Origin of the sequence: Pseudomonas sp. IT-P100, from assembly GCF_949767185.1 — a bacterium.
GTDB lineage: Bacteria > Pseudomonadota > Gammaproteobacteria > Pseudomonadales > Pseudomonadaceae > Aquipseudomonas > Aquipseudomonas fluorescens_B.
Genome location: NZ_CATKQK010000057.1, coordinates 240,582 through 260,127, shown reverse-complemented (window position 1 = coordinate 260,127; position 19,546 = coordinate 240,582). Strand labels below are relative to the sequence as shown.

The following is a 19,546-nucleotide window of genomic DNA, read 5'->3' as shown; positions in this document are numbered from 1 at the left end:
GAACGGCAAGGCCGCCCACGAGGACGTACCAGCGGGTCAGGCGATCCTTGAGCGCGCGGATGCGACGCTTGCGTTGCAATTCAGGCGTATTGAAATCAATTCGCTTGGGGGGATTTGTAGTCATGGTGGAATTGGCCAGATCATTCATGCGCACACCCTAGCGATCCTGTATGACAGAAAGATGACAATGCAGTGACGCAGCAAATCCGCCGCCAGCGGGAACTGGCAGTGGACCAAAAAATTGGGGGGGGTGTAGGAGCAGCCTCGGTTCCCTCGACAGCTCCTACACAGGTCCGGGGTTTACCCCGGACCTAAGGTGTTACTTCTTTGCGACGCTACCGCCTTCTTGCAGACCCAGGTCAGCCAGTGCTTTTGCAGCAACCTTGGCTGGCAGTGGGATGTAGCCGTCTTTCACTACAACTTCCTGACCCTGTTTGGACAGAATCAGTTTCACGAACTCGGCTTCCAGCGGGGCCAGAGGCTTGTTCGGGGCTTTGTTGACGTAAACGTAGAGGAAACGCGACAGCGGGTACTTGCCGTTCAGGGCGTTTTCTTCGCTGTCTTCGATGAACTCGGTGCTGCCTTTCTTGGCCAGGGCCACCGTTTTCACGCTCGCGGTTTTGTAGCCGATGCCCGAGTAACCAACACCGTTCAGCGAAGAGCTGATCGACTGCACGACCGAAGCCGAGCCTGGTTGTTCGTTGACGTTTGGCTTGTAGTCGCCTTTGCACAGGGCTTCTTCTTTGAAGTAGCCGTAGGTGCCGGATACCGAGTTACGACCGAACAGTTGAACCGGCTTGTTGGCCAGGTCGCCCGTCACGCCCAGATCACCCCAGGTTTTCACGTCGGTTTTAGCACCGCACAGACGAGTCGAGGAGAAGATCGCGTCGACTTGCTCCATGGTCATGTGCTGGATCGGGTTGTCTTTGTGCACGAAGACAGCCAGGGCGTCCACGGCAACCGGGATAGCGGTTGGCTTGTAGCCGTATTTGGTTTCGAAGGCCTGCAGCTCGTTGTCCTTCATCTTGCGGCTCATCGGGCCCAGGTTAGCGGTGCCTTCAGTCAGCGCAGGTGGCGCGGTAGAAGAACCAGCAGCCTGAATCTGGATGTTGACGTTCGGGTATTCTTTTTTGTAGTTCTCAGCCCACAGGGTCATGAGGTTGGCCAGGGTATCGGAACCGACGCTGGACAGGTTGCCCGACACACCAGTGGTCTTGGTGTAGCTCGGGATAGCAGGGTCAACAGCGGCAACCGCGTTGGCAGTCGCAACGCCAGCAGCGACAAAAGTCATTGCCGCCATCAAACGCTTCAGTTTCATGCCTTACTCCTAGCAGATAGGGTGTGTTAGTCGGGGCCAAGTATCAGCAGGCCGTGTGAACACTCTATGGCTGAAATATGACAATTGGATGAAAGGCCAGCATTCGAGTTTTTACCGGATAATTCATGCGCCCTGGTCGCCAGCAGGCTGGCTCCCACTTTGGAATGCATTTCAATGTGGGAGCCAGCCTGCTGGCGATTGGGGCCGGTATAGCTACAGACAATTTAGGGATCAGCGCCCCTTCTTCCAGAGATACGCCCCCACCAGGATCCCGACCCCGCACAGAACCGCGACGTAATACGCCGGGCCCATCGGGCTCTCCTTGAGCAGCAGGCTCACGATCATCGGCGTCAGGCCACCGAAGATGGCGTAAGCCACGTTATAAGAGAACGACAGGCCGCTGAAGCGCACCACCGGCGGGAATGCCTTGACCATGACATACGGAACCGCGCCGATGGTGCCCACCAGCAAGCCAGTCAAGGCGTACATAGGGAACAGCCAGTCAGGATGCTCGGCCAGGCTGTGGTAGAAGGTCCAGGAGCTGGCCAGTAACGCAGCACAGCCGAACACGAACACCCGGCCTGCGCCGAAGCGATCTGCCAGGGCACCGGCAATGATGCAGCCAACGCTCAGGAACACGATCGCCACGCTGTTGGACTGCAGGGCGGTGGTCGCCGAGAAGTGGTGAACCGTCTGCAACACGGTCGGGGTCATCAAAATCAACACCACGATGGCAGCGGACAGCAACCAGGTCAGCAGCATGGAAATCAGAATCGCCCCGCGATGGTCGCGCAACACAGCGCGCAGCGGCACTTCTTCGGCCAGGGCCTTGCGCAGTTGCAGTTCGGCGAACACTGGCGTCTCGTGCAGCCAGCGGCGCAGGTAAACCGAGAACAGACCAAACACGCCGCCCAGCAGGAATGGGATCCGCCATGCGTAATCCGCCACTTCCACCGGCGTGTAAAGGCTGTTGATCGCCGTGGCAACCAGTGAGCCCAGGAGGATGCCCGCGGTCAGACCGCTGGTCAGGGTGCCGCAGGCGTAGCCGATGTGCCGCTGCGGCACGTGTTCGGAAACGAAGACCCATGCGCCAGGCACTTCACCGCCAATCGCCGCGCCTTGAATCACGCGCATCAGCAGCAACAGGATCGGCGCCCACATGCCGATCTGCGCGTACGTCGGCAGCAAACCCATGATCAGGGTCGGCACCGCCATCATGAAAATACTCAGGGTGAACATCTTCTTGCGACCCAACAGGTCGCCGAAGTGCGCCATCACAATGCCGCCCAGCGGCCGCGCCAGGTAGCCGGCGGCAAAGATGCCGAAGGTCTGCATCAGGCGCAGCCACTCGGGCATATCGGCCGGGAAGAACAGCTTGCCGACCACCGTGGCGAAGAACACGAAAATGATGAAGTCGTAGAACTCCAGCGCGCCGCCCAGGGCGGACAGCGATAAAGTCTTGTAATCATTGCGGGTCAACGGACGTGCGGGCTGGGTCGGCTGCGCGATGCTCGAGGGCGCTGTGGTCATGGCAAGGCTTCTCTAATAGTCGGATCTGCAACCCCAACAACGCTGGCGGAGGCTTGGGCAGGTCCGGCACGATAGCAAATTGTTCGAAAAAGCACATAGAGGTGCGTATTTGACGGTCAAAATGAGAACCGGACGGTCGTCTCGGAGTCTACCGATCGATATACTCGCGATCTTGAACAGCTTGAAAGGGTTGCTGTGCGAAGACGCTGCTGGCCAACCAGTCGATTTCGCAGAGTTTCCCTTTAGGCGCCTCACGAAAAACGTGACGAACGTAGTATGTTCGGGGCTGAATCGTTTTTCCTTGAGACGGCTATTCACCTGAAGTACCAATGAAGAGTCACGGGTCAGAGGCACCCCCGGCATGATAGAGCTCGAACAAGAAGATCCAATCCCGCAAGGCGACCTGGCCCTGCAAATCACCGCGCTTCCTCGTGAAACCAACGGTTTCGGCGATATTTTCGGCGGCTGGCTGGTGGCGCAGATGGATTTGGCCGGCACCGCAATGGCCAGCAAAGTCGCTGGCGGCCGGGTGGCTACCGTGGCGATCGATCGCATGGCGTTCCTGGTTCCGGTGGCGGTGGGCGCTCAGCTCTCCTTCTATACCCAGGCACTGGAAATCGGCCGCAGCTCGATTCAGATGATGGTCGAAGTCTGGAGCGACGATCCGCTGTCGAGCGAGTGGCGTAAAGTCACTGAAGCCGTGTTTGTGTTTGTTGCCATCGATGGCAGCGGTCGCACCCGTTCGGTTCCGCCACGCGCGCGTTAAACACGGCGACCGTTTTGCGGTCCATAGCTGCCATCGTTCCCGATCGAGAGTTGCCCCATGAGCACGCCCAACGTTGAAGCCGTAAAACTGGATGAACTGAACTGCTGGCGCATCCGCCACGGTCAGGCCGAATTGCTGGTGGCCCAGCAAGGCGCGCACATCCTGAGTTATCAATTGGCTGGCCAACCGCCGCTGATCTGGCTCAACGACGAGGCTGTGTTCAAGACCGGCAAGAGCATCCGCGCCGGCGTGCCGGTGTGCTGGCCGTGGTTCGGCAACCTTTCGCGCAACCCGCAGAGCGTCCAGGCGATGCGCGTCAGCAACGAACCGCCGACCGCCCACGGCTTTGTACGGGCGATGGACTGGGAGCTGGGCGGCATCGAAACCGAAGGGGAAAGCCTGAAGGTGGAATTTGTCCTGCCCTACCCCGAAGGCGGCTTTCCGGGCTGGCCGCATCAGGTGGATTTGAAGTTGAGCATTCGACTGGATGAGCAACTGCACATCAGCCTGACCAGCCACAACCAGGGCACCGATACCGTCACCATCAGCCAGGCGCTGCACAGCTATTTCGCGGTCAGCGACGTGCGCAATGTGCACGTTGAAGGGCTGGATGGCTTGAATTACATCGAGACCCTGGAAGACTGGAAAACCAAGACCCAGACCGGTGACCTGCGCTTTACCGGCGAGACCGATCGCATCTACCTGAACACCCCGGCGAAGCTGAGCATTGTCGATCCGGCGTGGGAGCGGCACATCGAGCTGACCAGCAGCGGTTCGCGCACGGCAGTGATCTGGAACCCGTGGATTGATCGCGCGGCGGCGTTCAGTGATATGGCAGACGATGGCTGGCAGCGCATGCTGTGCATCGAGACGGCGAATGTGATGGATGATGTGATCACGCTGAAACCGGGCGCCACCCACACCCTCGGTGTGAACATCGCCAGCACACTTCTCTAATCAACACCGCAATACGAACTGTGGGAGCCAGCCTGCTGGCGATGGTGTCATGTCAGTCAACTTGAAAGTGCCTGACGGACCGCTATCGCCAGCAGGCTGGCTCCCACAGTTATTTTGGCTGGCTGCTAGAGATCTGATTCCTGCACCACCCGAACTTTCGCCGCATCCAGCGCATACGCCGCATCGGCCAGATCGTTGTTGACCTTCTCGATCTTCAACGTGCCGGTCACCCAGAGCGGCGTGTAGATACCATCCAGCTTCAACCCTTTCGGATAGCGCACCAGCACCAACTGGTTAGGCGGCGGTGGCGGCACGTGGATGCAGGCGCCCGGATATGGCACGAGGAAGAACAGCGTGCTGCGGCCCTTGGCGTCTGATTCCAGCGGCACCGGATAACCGCCGATACGAATGTTCCTGTCGTTCATCGACGGCACGGTTTTGGTGGAGTACATCACCGCCGGCAAGCCCTTGCTCTGCTTCATGCCACCCTTTTCGGTAAAGGTGCCATTGGCTTCGGGGGAGTTGTGATCGATTTCGGGCATGGCCTCGAGGGCTTTCTGGTCCGACTTGGGCATCAGTTCGAGCCAGTCGGTTTCCGGCAGTTCGCCGGCATGGGCAAGGCCCGAACCCAGTAGAAGAAGAGTCAACAGAAGACGGCGCATGAAGGTGCTCGGCAAGAGAAAGGACGGTAGAACGCCGAGCATTCTAGCCCTCCCTGCGTGCGGCGCAGAGAGGGCTTTGTCGCCTGGATCAGTTCTTTTTGATCAAGCCGTAGATCACCAGCAATACCACGGCGCCAACCAGCGCACCCAGGAAGCCCGCGCCCTGGCCGGCCTGATAGAAGCCCAGGGCCTGACCGCCGTAAGTGGCCGCCAGCGAACCGCCGATACCGAGCAGGATGGTCATGATCCAACCCATGCTGTCATCACCCGGCTTCAGGAACCGGGCCAGCAGGCCGACAATCAAGCCGATAAAGATGGTTCCGATAATTCCCATGGCATTTCCCTCTGATTGGTTGGTTATGCGAAAGACTAGTCAGACTTTCGCATCCTGCCATGAGAGAACGGCGGCCCCTGAATGGTTCCGCCGCCGCCACATGAAACTGTTTATTCGGCGATCAGCGCTTCGACCTTGAGGATCTGTGCCGCCAGTGTCTCGCGGTCTGCACAACGCAGGTTGGCGTGACCGACCTTGCGGCCGACCTTGAACGCTTTGCCGTAGTGATGCAGATGGCAATCGGCGATGGCCAGGACTTTTTCGGTCTCTGGCACTTTGCCGATGAAGTTGAGCATCGCGCTCTCGCCCACCTTGGCCGTCGACCCCAGCGGCAGACCGGCAACGGCCCGCAGGTGGTTTTCGAACTGGCTGCATTCGGCGCCTTCGGTGGTCCAGTGCCCGGAGTTGTGAACGCGCGGCGCAATTTCGTTGGCCTTCAGGCCACCGTCGACTTCAAAGAACTCGAACGCCATCACGCCAACGTAGTTCAACTGCTTGAGCACGCGGCTGGAGTAGTCTTCGGCCAAGGCTTGCAACGGGTGGTCGGTGCTGGCCACGGACAGCTTGAGGATGCCACTGTCGTGGGTGTTGTGAACCAGCGGGTAGAACTTGGTTTCGCCATCGCGGGCACGCACGGCAATCAGCGACACTTCGCCGGTGAACGGCACGAAGCCTTCCAGCAGGCAGGCAACGCTGCCCAGTTCAGCGAAGGTGCCGACCACGTCTTCAGCGGTGCGCAGGACTTTCTGGCCCTTGCCGTCGTAACCCAGGGTGCGGGTTTTCAATACGGCTGGCAGACCGATGGAGGCCACGGCGGCCTCCAGATCGGCTTGCGACTGGATGTCGGCGAACGCCGGGGTGGGAATCCCCAGGTCCTTGAACATGCTCTTCTCGAACCAGCGATCGCGGGCGATGCGCAGGGCTTCGGCGCTCGGGTAGACCGGGACGAACTGCGACAGGAATGCCACGGTTTCGGCCGGGACGCTTTCGAACTCGAACGTCACCAGATCGACTTCTTCGGCCAGCTGACGCAGGTGATCCTGATCGCCGTAATCGGCCCGCAGGTGTTCGCCCAACGCGGCTGCGCAAGCATCCGGCGCGGGGTCCAGGAAAGCGAAGTTCATGCCCAGCGGAGTACCCGCCAGCGCCAACATGCGACCCAACTGGCCGCCACCGATTACACCGATCTTCATCGTCAACAACCTCAGGCGATGCGTGGGTCTGGATTTTCCAGGACGCTGTCTGTCTGCTCAGCACGGAAGGTTTTCAGCACCGCGTGGAACTGCGGGTGCTTGGCGCCAAGGATACTCGCCGACAGCAGCGCTGCGTTGATTGCGCCTGCCTTGCCGATGGCCAGGGTGGCGACCGGAATGCCCGCAGGCATCTGCACGATGGAAAGCAGCGAATCGACGCCCGAGAGCATCGACGACTGCACCGGAACGCCCAGCACCGGCAGGTGGGTCTTGGCCGCACACATGCCTGGCAAGTGGGCCGCGCCACCGGCACCGGCGATGATCACCTCGATGCCACGCGCCTCGGCCTCTTCGGCGTACTGGAACAGCAGGTCCGGGGTGCGGTGGGCAGAGACCACTTTCACCTCATAAGGGATGCCGAGCTTTTCCAGCATATCGGCGGTGTGGCTAAGGGTGGACCAATCGGACTTGGAGCCCATGATCACGCCAACCAGTGCACTCATCGTCGTGCCTCTTCTCTCTGGGCGCCCGCAGGCGCGTCAAAAAACAACAAGCCACGCAAAATGCGTGGCTTGATTGTACGAAAAATGGCCGGACGAACCGGCCGAAGGCCGCGCAGTATACCTCAATGAAGCGGATAAACAGCCCCCGAAACGACCATCTGTCATACGGCACAAAGTGCCGGTTTTATTGACTTGAAGGTCAAGAGCGCACAGAGCCCACCGCCGCCCTTCAGGGCAATAACCCCCTCGCTGACCAATGCGCACAAGAAGTTCCATTTATCACTTTAAAACACCAAGTAATAAATAAGGGATATCAACAAGTTTAGATCCGGAAAAAACTCGTGCTATATATAAAGCGGCACCAAACTAACGTGCCACTTACTTAATCAATGACCCCTCTTAACGCCCTCAACCAAATCACCGAGAGCGATTTTTCCACGAGCCTTGATCATGCACACTTTATTAAAAGCACTACTGACACTTGTCACCACCTTGAGCATCCATATCTGTGCCCATGCAGCAAATGGCAATACACTCAAAGACGATCCTTTTAATCCGATCCGGATTTTCGTCATCTTCCATGACGATGTTCCTGAATCGAAACGAAACTTAACCTACGTTGATCGAATTCGACCCTTTGTCATCGAGTTCAAGCGTATCACTGGCCGCGACATCTCAGTGGTCTTCGATCGGAACCGCCCACCCTATACCAACTTCAACTACAAATCTGACACCCCCCATAAAATGTTTGAAGAGTGGAAAAAGCTCAGCTGGGAATATAAAAAAGAACGACACAAAAACAACGAGTTTTTGTCTTCACGCAATGACCGGATTCTCTTGATCACCAACGATTATATCAATGGCAGTCCGCTAATGGGCGGCATCGGAGGGCTCGCGACTCTACCCGGACACTCCGCGATCGCCTCGTTTGAACAAGGGCAGGCAATAGGGCATGAACTCGGGCATACCTTTAATGCACGCCATGACGACAGCGAAATTATTTATAACGGATGGTGGTGTGAAACCTTTATGTTCCCGGAATCGTTTGTGCTTCGCTCTAATTGTTATGTTTTTAGCCAAGCAAACGAAAAACGTATCAAGGCCTATGTCGACAGCCTGTATTGAAAGTTCCACGACGGCCCTCTCCCACCCCAACAATGAATAACAACAAGGAAAACCGCATGAAACACATTAAAACCAATCAAGCAAAAAAACCTATACTTTTAATTGTTTTTATCCACGACGACCTGGACGGGTACGATGAAGGAAAACTTTACGACGACCACTTCGCCTGGCTGAAAACCGAGCTTGAGCATATATCCGGTCGTGGCGTCACAATCATCTTCAGCTCTAAAGCCACGTCTCCGGGAATGACCCATTACCATTACAAAAATGAAAGTGTCTACGATTCAGGTCAGGGCTGGAAAGCAATGGTTAAAGAGTTTACTTCGAAGGTGGAGGAGAGCCGCCCTTATGATCCAGACCTCAATAAATTCCTCTTGTTAACTCGCAGCCCAATCAACAGCAGCGTTGCCGGCGCCGCGATCGAAAAAGGCCAGAGTGGAATCGCTTCGATATTTTATTACATGGCACCCGCCCACGAGGTGGGCCACATGTTCGGGGCCACCCATGACGATGCAGACGTGATCTATGACGGCTGGTGGCATGACACGGTCATGAAAGCTGACTGGGCGACCACGTTTCGTGGCAATGCCTACCGTTTCAGCGACAAGAACCGAGAGAATATTCGTCACTACCTCGATCAGTTCGACTGAAACACCGGTGAGCTGATCATCGGGTGCGAGCCTTTCGCATGGGCTTGCACCCGACTCAGGAAGCGGGGCTAGCCGCCCCGCCTTCCAGCTTGCGCCACAACAATCGCACGTTCGCCTTGCGCACCAGTGCGCAGCGGTAAAGACGAATCTCCAGCGGCACATGCCATTGCGGGCCGCCACAGACCACCAGTTCACCACGAGCCAATTCGGCCCGTACGCTCAGTTGCGGGACCCAGGCAATCCCCAACCCTTCCAAGGCCATGCTTTTCAAGCTGTCAGCCATGGCGGTTTCGTACACCGTGGTAAACCTCAGCGCACGCTGGCGCAGCAAGCCGTTCACCGAACGTCCTAGAAATGCTCCGGCGCTGTAGGCCAACAAAGGAACGCTGGCTTCGCCCTCCAGATCGAACAGCGGCTTGCCATTGGCATCCGCCGCACACACCGGCAGCATTTCCGTGTGCCCCAGATGCAGTGACGGAAAGATCTCCGGGTCCATCTGCATGGCGGCGTCAGGGTCATAGAACGCCAGCATCAGATCGCACCCGCCTTCGCGCAATGCATGCACCGCGTCGCCAACGTTGGTCGCCACCAGCCGTGTAGCAATGTTCAAACCTTCATTACGCAACTGCGCGATCCAGCGCGGAAAGAAGCCCAATGCCAGGGAGTGGGCGGCGGCGACCTGCATCACTTCACCCTGCCCGCCTTCCAGATGGTGCAGGTGGCGCAGGACTTCGCCGAGCTGCTCGACCACGGTCCGTGCGGTGACCAGGAACAACTGCCCCGCCGCCGTCAACTCGACCGGCGTGCGCGAACGGTTGACCAGTTGCAGCCCCAGTGCGGCTTCGAGGCTGCGGATCCGTCGGCTGAACGCCGGCTGCGTCACGAAGCGGCGTTCCGCAGCCTGGGAGAAGCTGCGGGTGGCGGCCAGGGCACTGAAGTCCTCAAGCCATTTACTTTCCAGATTCATCACGTCCTCCCGGACACGCACCAAATTAGGTCACACGCTCGCCGCACACACGACGTCACACAGGCATTATGCCGAATATGCATAGGCCAGTGTTTAACAGCATTGGCCGAAAACTCTCCACAAGCCTAGCATTTGCGGTGTTCCGGCACAGACCGGGTCCATATCGAGATGATTTCTATCATGTCCTCCGCTGCATCTTTCCGCACAGAAAAAGACCTGCTTGGCGTACTCGAAGTACCGGCTCAAGCGTATTACGGCATCCAGACCCTGCGAGCGGTGAACAACTTCCGTCTCTCCGGCGTTCCGATTTCGCATTACCCGAAGCTGGTTGTCGGCCTGGCCATGGTCAAACAAGCCGCCGCTGACGCCAACCGCGAGCTGGGTCACCTGAGCGAAGCCAAGCACGCTGCCATCAGCGAAGCCTGTGCACGATTGATCCGCGGCGATTTCCACGAAGAGTTCGTGGTGGACATGATTCAAGGCGGCGCTGGCACTTCAACCAACATGAATGCCAACGAAGTCATCGCCAACATCGCGCTGGAGGCCATGGGTCACCAGAAGGGCGAATACCAATACCTGCACCCGAACAACGACGTGAACATGGCGCAGTCGACCAACGACGCCTACCCGACCGCGATCCGCCTGGGTCTGCTGCTGGGCCACGACGCGCTGCTGGCCAGCCTCGACAGCCTGATCCAGTCGTTCGCCGCCAAGGGTGAAGAATTCAGCCACGTTCTGAAGATGGGTCGTACCCAGCTGCAAGACGCCGTGCCGATGACCCTCGGCCAGGAATTCCGCGCTTTCGCCACCACCCTGGGCGAAGACCTGGCACGCCTGAAGACACTGGCACCAGAACTGCTGACCGAAGTGAACCTGGGCGGTACCGCGATTGGCACCGGCATCAACGCCGACCCGCGTTACCAGCACCTGGCCGTTCAACGTCTGGCGACCATCAGCGGTCATCCGCTGGTACCGGCGGCCGACCTGATCGAAGCCACCTCCGATATGGGCGCGTTCGTACTGTTCTCCGGCATGCTCAAGCGCACCGCGGTCAAGCTGTCGAAGATCTGCAACGACCTGCGCCTGCTGTCCAGCGGCCCACGCACCGGCATCAATGAAATCAACCTGCCAGCGCGTCAGCCAGGCAGCTCGATCATGCCTGGCAAGGTCAACCCGGTCATCCCGGAAGCGGTAAACCAGGTAGCGTTCCAGATTATCGGCAACGACCTGGCGCTGACCATTGCGGCCGAAGGCGGCCAACTGCAACTGAACGTGATGGAGCCGCTGATCGCCTTCAAGATCTTCGACTCGATCCGTCTGCTGCAACGCGCCATGGACATGCTGCGCGAGCACTGCATCACCGGCATCACCGCCAACGAAGCCCGCTGCCGCGAACTGGTCGAGCACTCGATCGGCCTGGTCACCGCGCTGAACCCGTACATCGGCTATGAAAACGCCACCCGCATCGCCCGTATCGCCCTCGAAAGCGGCCGCGGCGTGCTGGAACTGGTGCGCGAAGAAGGCTTGCTCGACGAAGAAATGCTCGCCGACATCCTGCGCCCGGAAAACATGATTGCTCCGCGTCTGGTGCCGCTTAAGGCCTGAACCGACGCATCAGTAGCACCGCTCACCAGGTCGAGGGACTAGACACCTCTCACCTTTTGAGGGCTTGGGGTTTATTCCCCAGGCCCTTTTTTTTAACTCTTTGGCTGTAAATCAGAATGTCTGGGGGCTGAGAAATGTGGGCGCGGGCTTGCTCGCGAAAGCGATGTGTCAGTCACCATAAATAGTGGATGTCAGACCGCATTCGCGAGCAAGCCCGCTCCCACAGAAAAGCAGATCCCGCATAAACCCGGCGCCGGTAACGTCGGGCGTTTCAAAGGCTTCGTTTCGATGCTTGCACCACAACCGTGCAGACGGACGGCACTCTCCTAGGTATAGTGCCGCCCCTCTTCGCGTGAGCGGTCGTCGGTAACGAGGCCCAAACCCATGCGAAACCCGAACTAATAACAAACCCGCAATATGAAATCGGGACGAAACGTCGCCTCGCCTGTTTTGCCGTGCGCAAACCGGTGTAACGCGATGTTTCCGACCGCCCAGCATTTGCCTACACAAAAAACAGCGAGGAATAATCCATGCTCGAAGTCATTAACGACTTCCTCTCAGGGAAAGTACTGATCGTGCTCATTGTCGGGCTCGGTAGCTACTTCACGATCCGCTCGCGTTTCGTTCAATTGCGTCACTTCTTCCACATGTTCGCGGTGTTCCGCGACAGTCTCAAAAGCAGCGCCGGCCAACTCAGCTCGTTCCAGGCCCTGATGCTCAGCCTCGCTGGCCGCGTCGGTGCAGGCAACATCGCCGGTGTCGGCATTGCCGTGACCCTCGGTGGGCCAGGTGCGGTGTTCTGGATGTGGGTGACCGCACTGGTCGGCATGTCCAGCAGCTTCTTCGAATGCTCCCTCGGCCAGCTCTACAAACGCGCCGACGCTGACGGCACTTACCGTGGCGGCCCGTCCTATTACATCCAGCACGGTCTGCAGAAACGCTGGTTGGGCATGATCATGGCGTTCCTGTTGCTGGTGACTTTCGGGTTCGCGTTCAACGGCCTGCAATCCCACGCTGTGACGCACTCGCTGAACAACGCGTTCGGCTTCGATACCACCTGGACCGGCCTGACCCTGGCAGTGTTGCTGGGTCTGGTGTTCATCGGCGGGATCAAGCGCATCGCCAAGGTCGCTGACCTGTTGGTGCCGGTGAAAACCCTGGTGTACATCGGCGTGACCATCTATGTGATCGTGCTGCAATTCGACCACGTACCGGCGATGCTGATGACCATCGTCAAAAGCGCCTTCGGTCTCGACCAGGCCTTCGGCGGACTGATTGGCAGTGCCATCGTCATGGGCGTGAAGCGTGGCGTGTTCGCCAACGAAGCGGGCCTGGGCAGTGCGCCAAACGTGGCAGCCGTGGCGTCGGTTGAACACCCGGTGGCACAAGGCGTGGTTCAGGCGTTCAGCGTGTTCCTCGACACCTTCGTGATCTGCACCTGCACCGCCTTGCTGATCCTGCTCTCGGGCTTCTACACCCCGGGCTTCGAAGGCGATGGCATTGCCCTGACCCAGAACTCGCTCGCCGCTGTCGTGGGCGACTGGGGCCGGATGTTTATCTCCGTGGCATTGGCGTTGTTCGTGTTCACTTCGATTCTCTACAACTACTACCTGGGCGAGAGCAACCTGCGCTTCCTGATCGGTGAAAACCGCAAGGCGCTGATAGGCTACCGCGCACTGGTACTGGTGTTGATCTTCTGGGGTGCGATCGAGAACCTCGGCACGGTGTTCGCGTTTGCCGACATCACCATGACCCTGCTCGCGTTCGTGAACCTGATTGCGCTGTTCCTGCTGTTCAAGGTCGGCATGCGCATCCTGCGTGACTACGATGACCAGCGCGCTGCCGGGATCAAGACTCCAGTGTTCGATTCGAGCAAGTTCCCGGATCTGGACCTGGACCTGAACGCCTGGCCAGCCAACCCGCCAGCCGCCGCCACCAAGGCAGAAGCTGAAGCGCAAGGCGTACCCGCAGCGCAACGCTGATCGGTGAATGACGGGCGCATCCCCTGCGCCCGTCAGTTAAAGTGCACAACCTGTGGGAACGAGCCGGCTCGCGATGGCGGTATGTTAGAGACTAATGTGTCAACTGACAGTCCGTCATCGCCAGCCGGCTGGCTCCCACATGCCATCTCTTGCGGAGACTTCCCCATGGTTCCCAATTCCTTTCCTGCCGCCCAGCACGTCATGGTGCTCTACACCGGTGGCACCATCGGCATGCAAGCCAGCGAACACGGCCTGGCACCGGCATCCGGTTTCGAAGCGCGGATGCGCGAATACCTGCACAGCCAGCCGGAACTGGTGGTACCGCAGTGGCGCTTTCGCGAGATGTCGCCGCTGATCGACAGCGCCAACATGTCTCCGGCGTATTGGCAGCAACTGCGCGAGGCCGTGGTCGATGCCGTCGACGTACAGGGCTGCGACAGTGTGCTGATCCTGCACGGCACCGACACGCTGGCTTATAGCGCTGCGGCCATGAGCTTTCAATTGCTGGGCCTGAACGCCCGCGTGTGCTTTACCGGTTCGATGCTGCCGGCCGGCGTGACCGACAGCGATGCCTGGGAAAACCTCGGCGGCGCGTTGGTGGCGTTGGGTCATGGCTTGGCACCGGGCGTTCATCTGTACTTCCATGGCGAATTGCTGGATCCGACCCGTTGCGCGAAAGTCCGCAGTTTCGGTCGGCATCCGTTCAAGCGCCTGGAACGCCAAGGCGGCGGAGCGAAGGCTTCTTCACTGCCCGCCGCGTTGAGCTACAACCAGAGCAAGCAGCTGGCGAAAGTTGCTGTGTTGCCGCTGTTCCCCGGCATTGGCGCCGAGCAACTCGATGGCGTGCTGAACAGCGGCATCCAGGGCCTGGTGCTGGAGTGCTACGGCAGCGGCACCGGGCCGAGCGACAACCCCGAGTTTCTTGCCAGCCTCGGTCGCGCGCGGGACAACGGCGTGGTGGTGGTTGCGGTGACGCAATGCCATGAAGGTGGCGTCGAGCTGGATGTCTACGAGGCGGGCAGTCGTTTGCGTGGCGTCGGCGTGTTGTCTGGCGGCGGCATGACCCGTGAAGCGGCGTTCGGCAAGTTGCATGGGCTGCTGGGTACGGGGCTTGGCACCGATGAGGTCCGCACCCTGGTGGAGCTGGATCTGTGTGGCGAATTGATCTGAGGCACGGGGCTGGCTTGCAACCTTGTGCGAGCCTTCCTACCCGTCGCCGTCAGGAAGGCTTGCCCTGTCGCTTGAGTCTATAGATGGAAAAACACCTGTTTGGCCATCGTAGGGCTAATCTCACCGCGCCATATGCTGGTCACAGCGTGGCCAGCGGCCTGTTGATCCTTCTGAAAATTCAGACCCAGGCGGCGCTGCGCGGCCGTTTTCAGATGGGCCTTGATAAAGGAATCTGGCGCAGCCACCTTTGTCCGGTAGTGAAAATGTGCATACCACAGCACATTGTTGCCGGGGTCGCGGATCTCGTATTCCTGCAAAAAATCAGTGCCTTTACCCGCAGAGCTATCGGTTCGCCCGCCGATCTTGCGGATGCTTATCTCTTCCTTCCCCAACAGATATTCCACCGCACCCGCGGTCGGGTTCCTCAATTTGTACATTTCAATACGTGTTTGCTGTGCCAGTTCCCGAAGACGCGTGGCAGCCTCCCTCAACTGATCGACGGCTGGCTGTAGCGACTCTTCACCCACCGGCCGGGTCAATTGCTCAATATTGGCGGCTGCGGCATCAAACGGGTCAGCCTGGTCCATGATGAGGCTCTCTACATCGGCCGGCGAATGAGTGGTTTTGGACATCCGCCTGGCGTCGGCCACCTTCCTGTCGTATCCGGCCAAGAGCTCTCGCGCATTTTTCTCCAGTTTCTTGAGCTTCCTTTTGGCCCTGACACTCAGCTCCGCGCCTCCCAGCAGCCGTAGGCGGAAATCGAAGCTCCAGCGACCCTGCTCGTCGCTTTTGAGCCAGGGCCCCCTCAACAGCGAACCCTTCGGATCAGTGATCACCGCACCCTCCAATGTGGGTGAAACCCGAAACCAGTCATCCTCGACGCAGGCATACCAGTAGCCATCTTGCCGATAAAGCCCACGAAACTCGCCGGAATTGACCAACCCACTTTCGCGCGGCGGCGCCGGGAGCTTGAAGGTGTCCAGTTTGGCCAGTTGCCGCGCTGACAACTGGCCTCGCGCACCGGTCCAGCCATAAAAGAGCCTCGTTTTCCCTTTGACAGGAACGGCTGAGGCAGGCCGCGTGAGGTTATTGGCGAGCTGGATACGCTGTTCCAGCGCGGTTTCGCGGACAACGCCAGACACTTCGCCACGCGCAATGGAACGCATGGGGGACCCCGAATGCACCAATATCAAGGCCAGGTTCATCAACACATCTGCCGCCGCTGACCATCGACTGTCGGGATGCTCGCTTTGGACAAACACTTCAACGCTTTTCGTGAGTTGCACCAACAGCCCCATGGCTGCAAACGGGCCGTCCAATAGTGGCTGTAGCAGGTTGAACAATGCCCACCCGAAGTCCTTGAGTTGATCCCAACGGGCCTCCGAGTTCGACACGGAATCATCCTTGGCCCGCTTGATCAGTGCCTGGGCGCAAGCCCGGTACAACGCGCTGAACACGTCCTCAGACAACGCCTCGCTGGCGAGCGAGACACGTTGTGGCAGGAGCGCGTCGAAGTCACCGAAAACGACCCGTCCCACATGGGGCTCCACAAAGCCGCCGTTGGCATAGACGTGGTGAACGGAGGGTGCGAGCCCGGCCAGCACGCTGCCCTGCAACGGCGGGTCCTCCTGAATCGCACTTAACAGAGCTGCCCACGAGACAAACTCGAGCATTGGCTCGACCGAAGCAGGCCGGTAGAGAATGTATGGCCCGCGTCCAAGCGCCTGCGGGCCGATCACAAACATGTTCAAGACGTAGTCCTTTCTGGAGTCGGCTCCAGTCTGGAATCCCAGCGGTCTGACCACCATGGCCTGTCCCTCGACCTGACGATCGAACGCGTCGGGTTGCAGGGCGGCGACAACCTGCCGATAGGCCAGATCCGTCAGACGATTGCGGATTCTCAGCTCCAGCGCCAACAGCGGCAGCTGAATGCACATGCTCGCGTGAAACTGTTCTCGTCGCTGCTCGAACTCCTGAGGGACGTCCAGCAATTTGCGCTGCAACATGTCGGGATAACGCTGGCCAAAATCGGCGCGATTGGTCAGTTCCCTCAAATAGTCATAGGTCAGCCACAGCGGTGGTTCGCCGCTGCGATAAAGAATCTGCGCTGGAACCCGGGGCAAGGCGCCGACATTTTTCACCGCCAATTGGGCAAATGCCGAGCGGATTGATTGGTAGCGAGGCTCGGGGAATGGCGGGTCGATGATTTCGAATGCCGAGTTCTCCAATCGCTGCTGCACCACCTCGATATCGCGCACTCTAACAGGCCTGCGGGCCGGATCGTCCTCGACCATCAGCGCCTTCAATGCCTGCTCGGCGTACTCATGAATCGGCACGATGCCCGACAGGAATGAAGTACCGGTACGATTGCGGGCCGCCAGCGTGGCCAACAGCCTGCTGTAAGCAGCGCGCTGCACCGGACTGGCTTGCTTGAGCCATGACGGCAACAAGCCCTTGAGGGTGGACAACCGGGCTTCATGACCTGACCGAAAGGCACCGAGCAACGTCGTCGGGCTACTGATCTGCTCCAACCGTCGCTCGAGCGTCGGCAAATCGACGAAGACCGCGGGCTTGATCGTCGCGATAACCTGCAACTGACGCTCGAGAAGGCTCAGGGTCAGTGCGTCGAAAATGTCATGTTCAGCCCAGTAGTTGCTAAGTGACAGGCGCTGGCGTGCACCAAACCATGATTGCGTCATGGCTTCCTCGGAGCTGAACACTTCGATTCCGCCGGTCAATGTGAACAGCAACGCAATGGTTCGCCCTTCCACTTTGCGGCGCATCGACAGGACCAGTACATCATCCGGCATCAAGGTGCTGGAGTCCTCGCACACGAGTGTCACGGCAGCCTCGGTCGCCGCATCGCCCTGGGCTGTTTCGCGCTGGGCATTATCGGGGTAATCAAGCACGCCCTGGACCGTCAGCAGTGCATCACCGGCAAGTGCCTGAGAAGCCATGCGCAGTTGCTCTTGAAACAGGTTGCGAAGTTGTTGCCAGGGACTGGCGTCGCCCTCGTTCGATTGGCTCCAGAAGGCTGCCAGCTCTTGTTGATAGCACTCCAGCAAATGCGGCCCCCACTCATCGAGCACCTCCAGGATTTCGCTCAACTCGACGTCAATGGCTGAAGGCGTTTCTACGTTGGCGTACCGTGAAAGAAAGCTCTCGTCACTGAATACTCTGCAACTGCCCTTCCAGTAACTTTCGAGCAAAAGATCCGTCAGTCCATGGCTTTGATAACTGGCAAAGCTTGACCCTTTCGGGGTTTCACTCCGCCGAGGTTCGAGAACGACAGCGGTGGCCACCGGGATATCGAAGCCGGGAAACCGGTCATCAAGGACTTGTTGCAAGGTCCTTCGTGCCGTTTCTCGCAAGGTCGGTCGATCGGCAAACAGGTGCAAAATGCTCAAGGCCTGTGAAACCACCTCGGCGTCCGGACGCAGCGGACGGGAAACGGCTGGTGTAACGTCTGAAGATGTCAAGGTTCAGGTCCATCCTTGGGTACATGAAAATGTCGTAAAGACAGCCAACGCATGGGCGTGACAGTCATGACCAAGGTAGGGGCCTTGCAGGCATTGGAGGCGTTAACGGGATACTACTTCTGTTACCAATGGTTTCGCCGGACCTGTCGAAACCCTATCGATCAGGCACACAACTTGCTCCCATTCCAGCAACTCAAGAATGGAACATCCCATGCTCCACTCCCATCTCACCACCCTCAACGCCGTCTCGCTGATCCTCAACACCTTCAAGGCCGAAGGCTTGTCCAGTGAGGCGCTATTGGCCGGCAGCGGCATCAGTGCGGCGGATCTGAACCGCGCCGACACACGCATCACCACCAATCAAGAGATGCAAGTCTGCGCCAACGCTGTCGCACTCAAGCGTGACATCGGCCTGGAACTGGGTCGGCGGATGCACGTGTCCTGCTACGGCATACTCGGCTATGCACTGCTGACCAGTGCCACCTTCGGTGACGCTTTGCGCCTTGCGATGCGATATCCGGCGTTGCTGGGAACACTTTTCGAACTGAGCCTGGAGGAGGATGGCAAGCGTGTCTGGTTCGTCGCGGCCGATTATCGTGAGAGCCCGGCGATGGCCGTGTTCAACGCCGAGTTCTGCCTGGTTTCGCTCAAGGTCATTTGCGACGACCTACTCGGTCATCCGCTGCCACTGCTCGCTGCTCGCTTCGAACACGCCGCGCCCGACTACGAAGCGACCTACGCCGAACACTTCAACTGCCCCCTGCATTTTGAAGCACGGGACAACGCCTTCGCCTTCGACAAGCACTGGCTCGACCAGCCCTTGCCGTTGTCCGATGTGATTACCCATCAAGCCATGGCCGAACGCTGCCGCAAGCAGAACGTCGAGTTCACCGGGCGCCAGGCGTGGCTGGGGCGAATTCGGCAACTGCTCAGCGCGCAACTGAATGCCGCGCCTGGGTTGGAGGGCCTGGCCGAGCAGATGAATTGTTCGGCGCGAACCCTGCGTCGGCACCTCAAGGACCTAGGCTGCAGCTACCAGGAACTGCTCGATGAATTGCGCTTCGAACAGGCCAAGCTGTTGCTGTGCGAGGATCAGTTGCCGATCTATCAGATCGCCGAGGCCCTGGGCTTCAGCGAGACCGCGAGTTTTCGCCATGCCTTTGTGCGCTGGAGCGGAGTAGCGCCGAGCCAGTTCCGCCCGCAGCACCGCCCCTTGTAGGCGCTGGCTTGCCAGCGAAGTGGCCAGTGCATCTGACTCGGCTGTAATGCCGCCTTCGCGGGCAAGCCCGTTCCCACAGAGTCTGC

At 59.0% G+C, this 19,546-nt stretch carries 16 protein-coding genes; 8 read left to right on the top strand and 8 right to left on the bottom strand.

What is annotated here, in order from left to right:
• Positions 1-319: 319 nt before the first annotated feature.
• Together ACM6IQ_RS27990 and ACM6IQ_RS27985 are read right to left on the bottom strand one after the other, a co-directional pair.
• Positions 320-1,318 carry a phosphate ABC transporter substrate-binding protein PstS family protein gene (locus ACM6IQ_RS27990; protein WP_414880363.1) on the bottom strand — a complete coding sequence of 333 codons (999 nt, stop codon included), beginning with the start codon at positions 1,316-1,318 and terminating at the stop codon, positions 320-322.
• A gap of 231 nt (positions 1,319-1,549) precedes the next feature.
• Positions 1,550-2,848 carry an MFS transporter gene (locus tag ACM6IQ_RS27985; RefSeq protein WP_017341560.1) on the bottom strand — a complete coding sequence of 433 codons (1,299 nt, stop codon included), beginning with the start codon at positions 2,846-2,848 and terminating at the stop codon, positions 1,550-1,552.
• 361 nt (positions 2,849-3,209) lie between these two features.
• Between ACM6IQ_RS27985 and ACM6IQ_RS27980 the strand changes: the two genes are divergently transcribed.
• Positions 3,210-3,614 (top strand): acyl-CoA thioesterase, encoded by a 405-nt coding sequence (locus tag ACM6IQ_RS27980; protein ID WP_007896491.1) that lies wholly within the window; start codon positions 3,210-3,212, stop codon positions 3,612-3,614.
• Positions 3,615-3,671: 57 nt separating this feature from the next.
• On the top strand, positions 3,672-4,571 hold the full coding sequence (locus ACM6IQ_RS27975) for a D-hexose-6-phosphate mutarotase (RefSeq protein WP_414880362.1): 900 nt from the start codon (positions 3,672-3,674) through the stop codon (positions 4,569-4,571).
• Between the two features lie 125 nt (positions 4,572-4,696).
• Here ACM6IQ_RS27975 and ACM6IQ_RS27970 read toward each other — a convergent pair whose 3' ends face one another.
• From ACM6IQ_RS27970 to purE, 4 genes are all read right to left on the bottom strand, one after another.
• Entirely contained in the window at positions 4,697-5,233 is a 537-nt protein-coding gene (locus tag ACM6IQ_RS27970) for a DUF3299 domain-containing protein (RefSeq protein ID WP_414880374.1), read from the bottom strand.
• A gap of 88 nt (positions 5,234-5,321) precedes the next feature.
• On the bottom strand, positions 5,322-5,567 hold the full coding sequence (locus ACM6IQ_RS27965; RefSeq protein WP_017341563.1) for a GlsB/YeaQ/YmgE family stress response membrane protein: 246 nt from the start codon (positions 5,565-5,567) through the stop codon (positions 5,322-5,324).
• 110 nt (positions 5,568-5,677) lie between these two features.
• Positions 5,678-6,760 carry a 5-(carboxyamino)imidazole ribonucleotide synthase gene (locus tag ACM6IQ_RS27960; protein WP_414880361.1) on the bottom strand — a complete coding sequence of 361 codons (1,083 nt, stop codon included), beginning with the start codon at positions 6,758-6,760 and terminating at the stop codon, positions 5,678-5,680.
• An 11-nt stretch (positions 6,761-6,771) separates the two neighbouring features.
• On the bottom strand, positions 6,772-7,263 hold the full coding sequence (gene purE / locus ACM6IQ_RS27955) for a 5-(carboxyamino)imidazole ribonucleotide mutase (RefSeq protein WP_017341565.1): 492 nt from the start codon (positions 7,261-7,263) through the stop codon (positions 6,772-6,774).
• A 450-nt stretch (positions 7,264-7,713) separates the two neighbouring features.
• On the opposite strand from purE, the gene ACM6IQ_RS27950 reads away from it, so the two are divergent.
• Together ACM6IQ_RS27950 and ACM6IQ_RS27945 are read left to right on the top strand one after the other, a co-directional pair.
• On the top strand, positions 7,714-8,388 hold the full coding sequence (locus ACM6IQ_RS27950; RefSeq protein WP_414880360.1) for a hypothetical protein: 675 nt from the start codon (positions 7,714-7,716) through the stop codon (positions 8,386-8,388).
• 56 nt (positions 8,389-8,444) lie between these two features.
• Positions 8,445-9,038, top strand: a complete 594-nt coding sequence (locus ACM6IQ_RS27945) for a hypothetical protein (RefSeq protein ID WP_017341567.1) — start codon at positions 8,445-8,447, stop codon at positions 9,036-9,038.
• A gap of 55 nt (positions 9,039-9,093) precedes the next feature.
• Here ACM6IQ_RS27945 and ACM6IQ_RS27940 read toward each other — a convergent pair whose 3' ends face one another.
• Positions 9,094-10,005: a LysR substrate-binding domain-containing protein gene (locus ACM6IQ_RS27940; protein ID WP_017341568.1), complete on the bottom strand. Its 912-nt coding sequence runs from the start codon at positions 10,003-10,005 to the stop codon at positions 9,094-9,096.
• Between the two features lie 180 nt (positions 10,006-10,185).
• Here ACM6IQ_RS27940 and aspA point away from each other — a divergent pair, with 180 nt between their 5' ends.
• The 3 genes from aspA to ACM6IQ_RS27925 all read left to right on the top strand — a co-directional run bounded on the left by aspA (position 10,186) and on the right by ACM6IQ_RS27925 (position 14,762).
• On the top strand, positions 10,186-11,610 hold the full coding sequence (gene aspA, locus ACM6IQ_RS27935; RefSeq protein ID WP_017341569.1) for an aspartate ammonia-lyase: 1,425 nt from the start codon (positions 10,186-10,188) through the stop codon (positions 11,608-11,610).
• A gap of 530 nt (positions 11,611-12,140) precedes the next feature.
• On the top strand, positions 12,141-13,592 hold the full coding sequence (locus ACM6IQ_RS27930) for an alanine/glycine:cation symporter family protein (protein WP_017341570.1): 1,452 nt from the start codon (positions 12,141-12,143) through the stop codon (positions 13,590-13,592).
• Positions 13,593-13,757: 165 nt separating this feature from the next.
• Positions 13,758-14,762 (top strand): asparaginase, encoded by a 1,005-nt coding sequence (locus ACM6IQ_RS27925; protein ID WP_414880359.1) that lies wholly within the window; start codon positions 13,758-13,760, stop codon positions 14,760-14,762.
• A 77-nt stretch (positions 14,763-14,839) separates the two neighbouring features.
• On the opposite strand, the gene ACM6IQ_RS27920 is transcribed toward ACM6IQ_RS27925, so the two are convergent.
• On the bottom strand, positions 14,840-18,241 hold the full coding sequence (locus ACM6IQ_RS27920) for a dermonecrotic toxin domain-containing protein (RefSeq protein ID WP_414880358.1): 3,402 nt from the start codon (positions 18,239-18,241) through the stop codon (positions 14,840-14,842).
• Between the two features lie 211 nt (positions 18,242-18,452).
• Here ACM6IQ_RS27920 and ACM6IQ_RS27915 point away from each other — a divergent pair, with 211 nt between their 5' ends.
• Positions 18,453-19,460 carry an AraC family transcriptional regulator gene (locus ACM6IQ_RS27915; RefSeq protein ID WP_017341573.1) on the top strand — a complete coding sequence of 336 codons (1,008 nt, stop codon included), beginning with the start codon at positions 18,453-18,455 and terminating at the stop codon, positions 19,458-19,460.
• Positions 19,461-19,546: the final 86 nt, after the last annotated feature.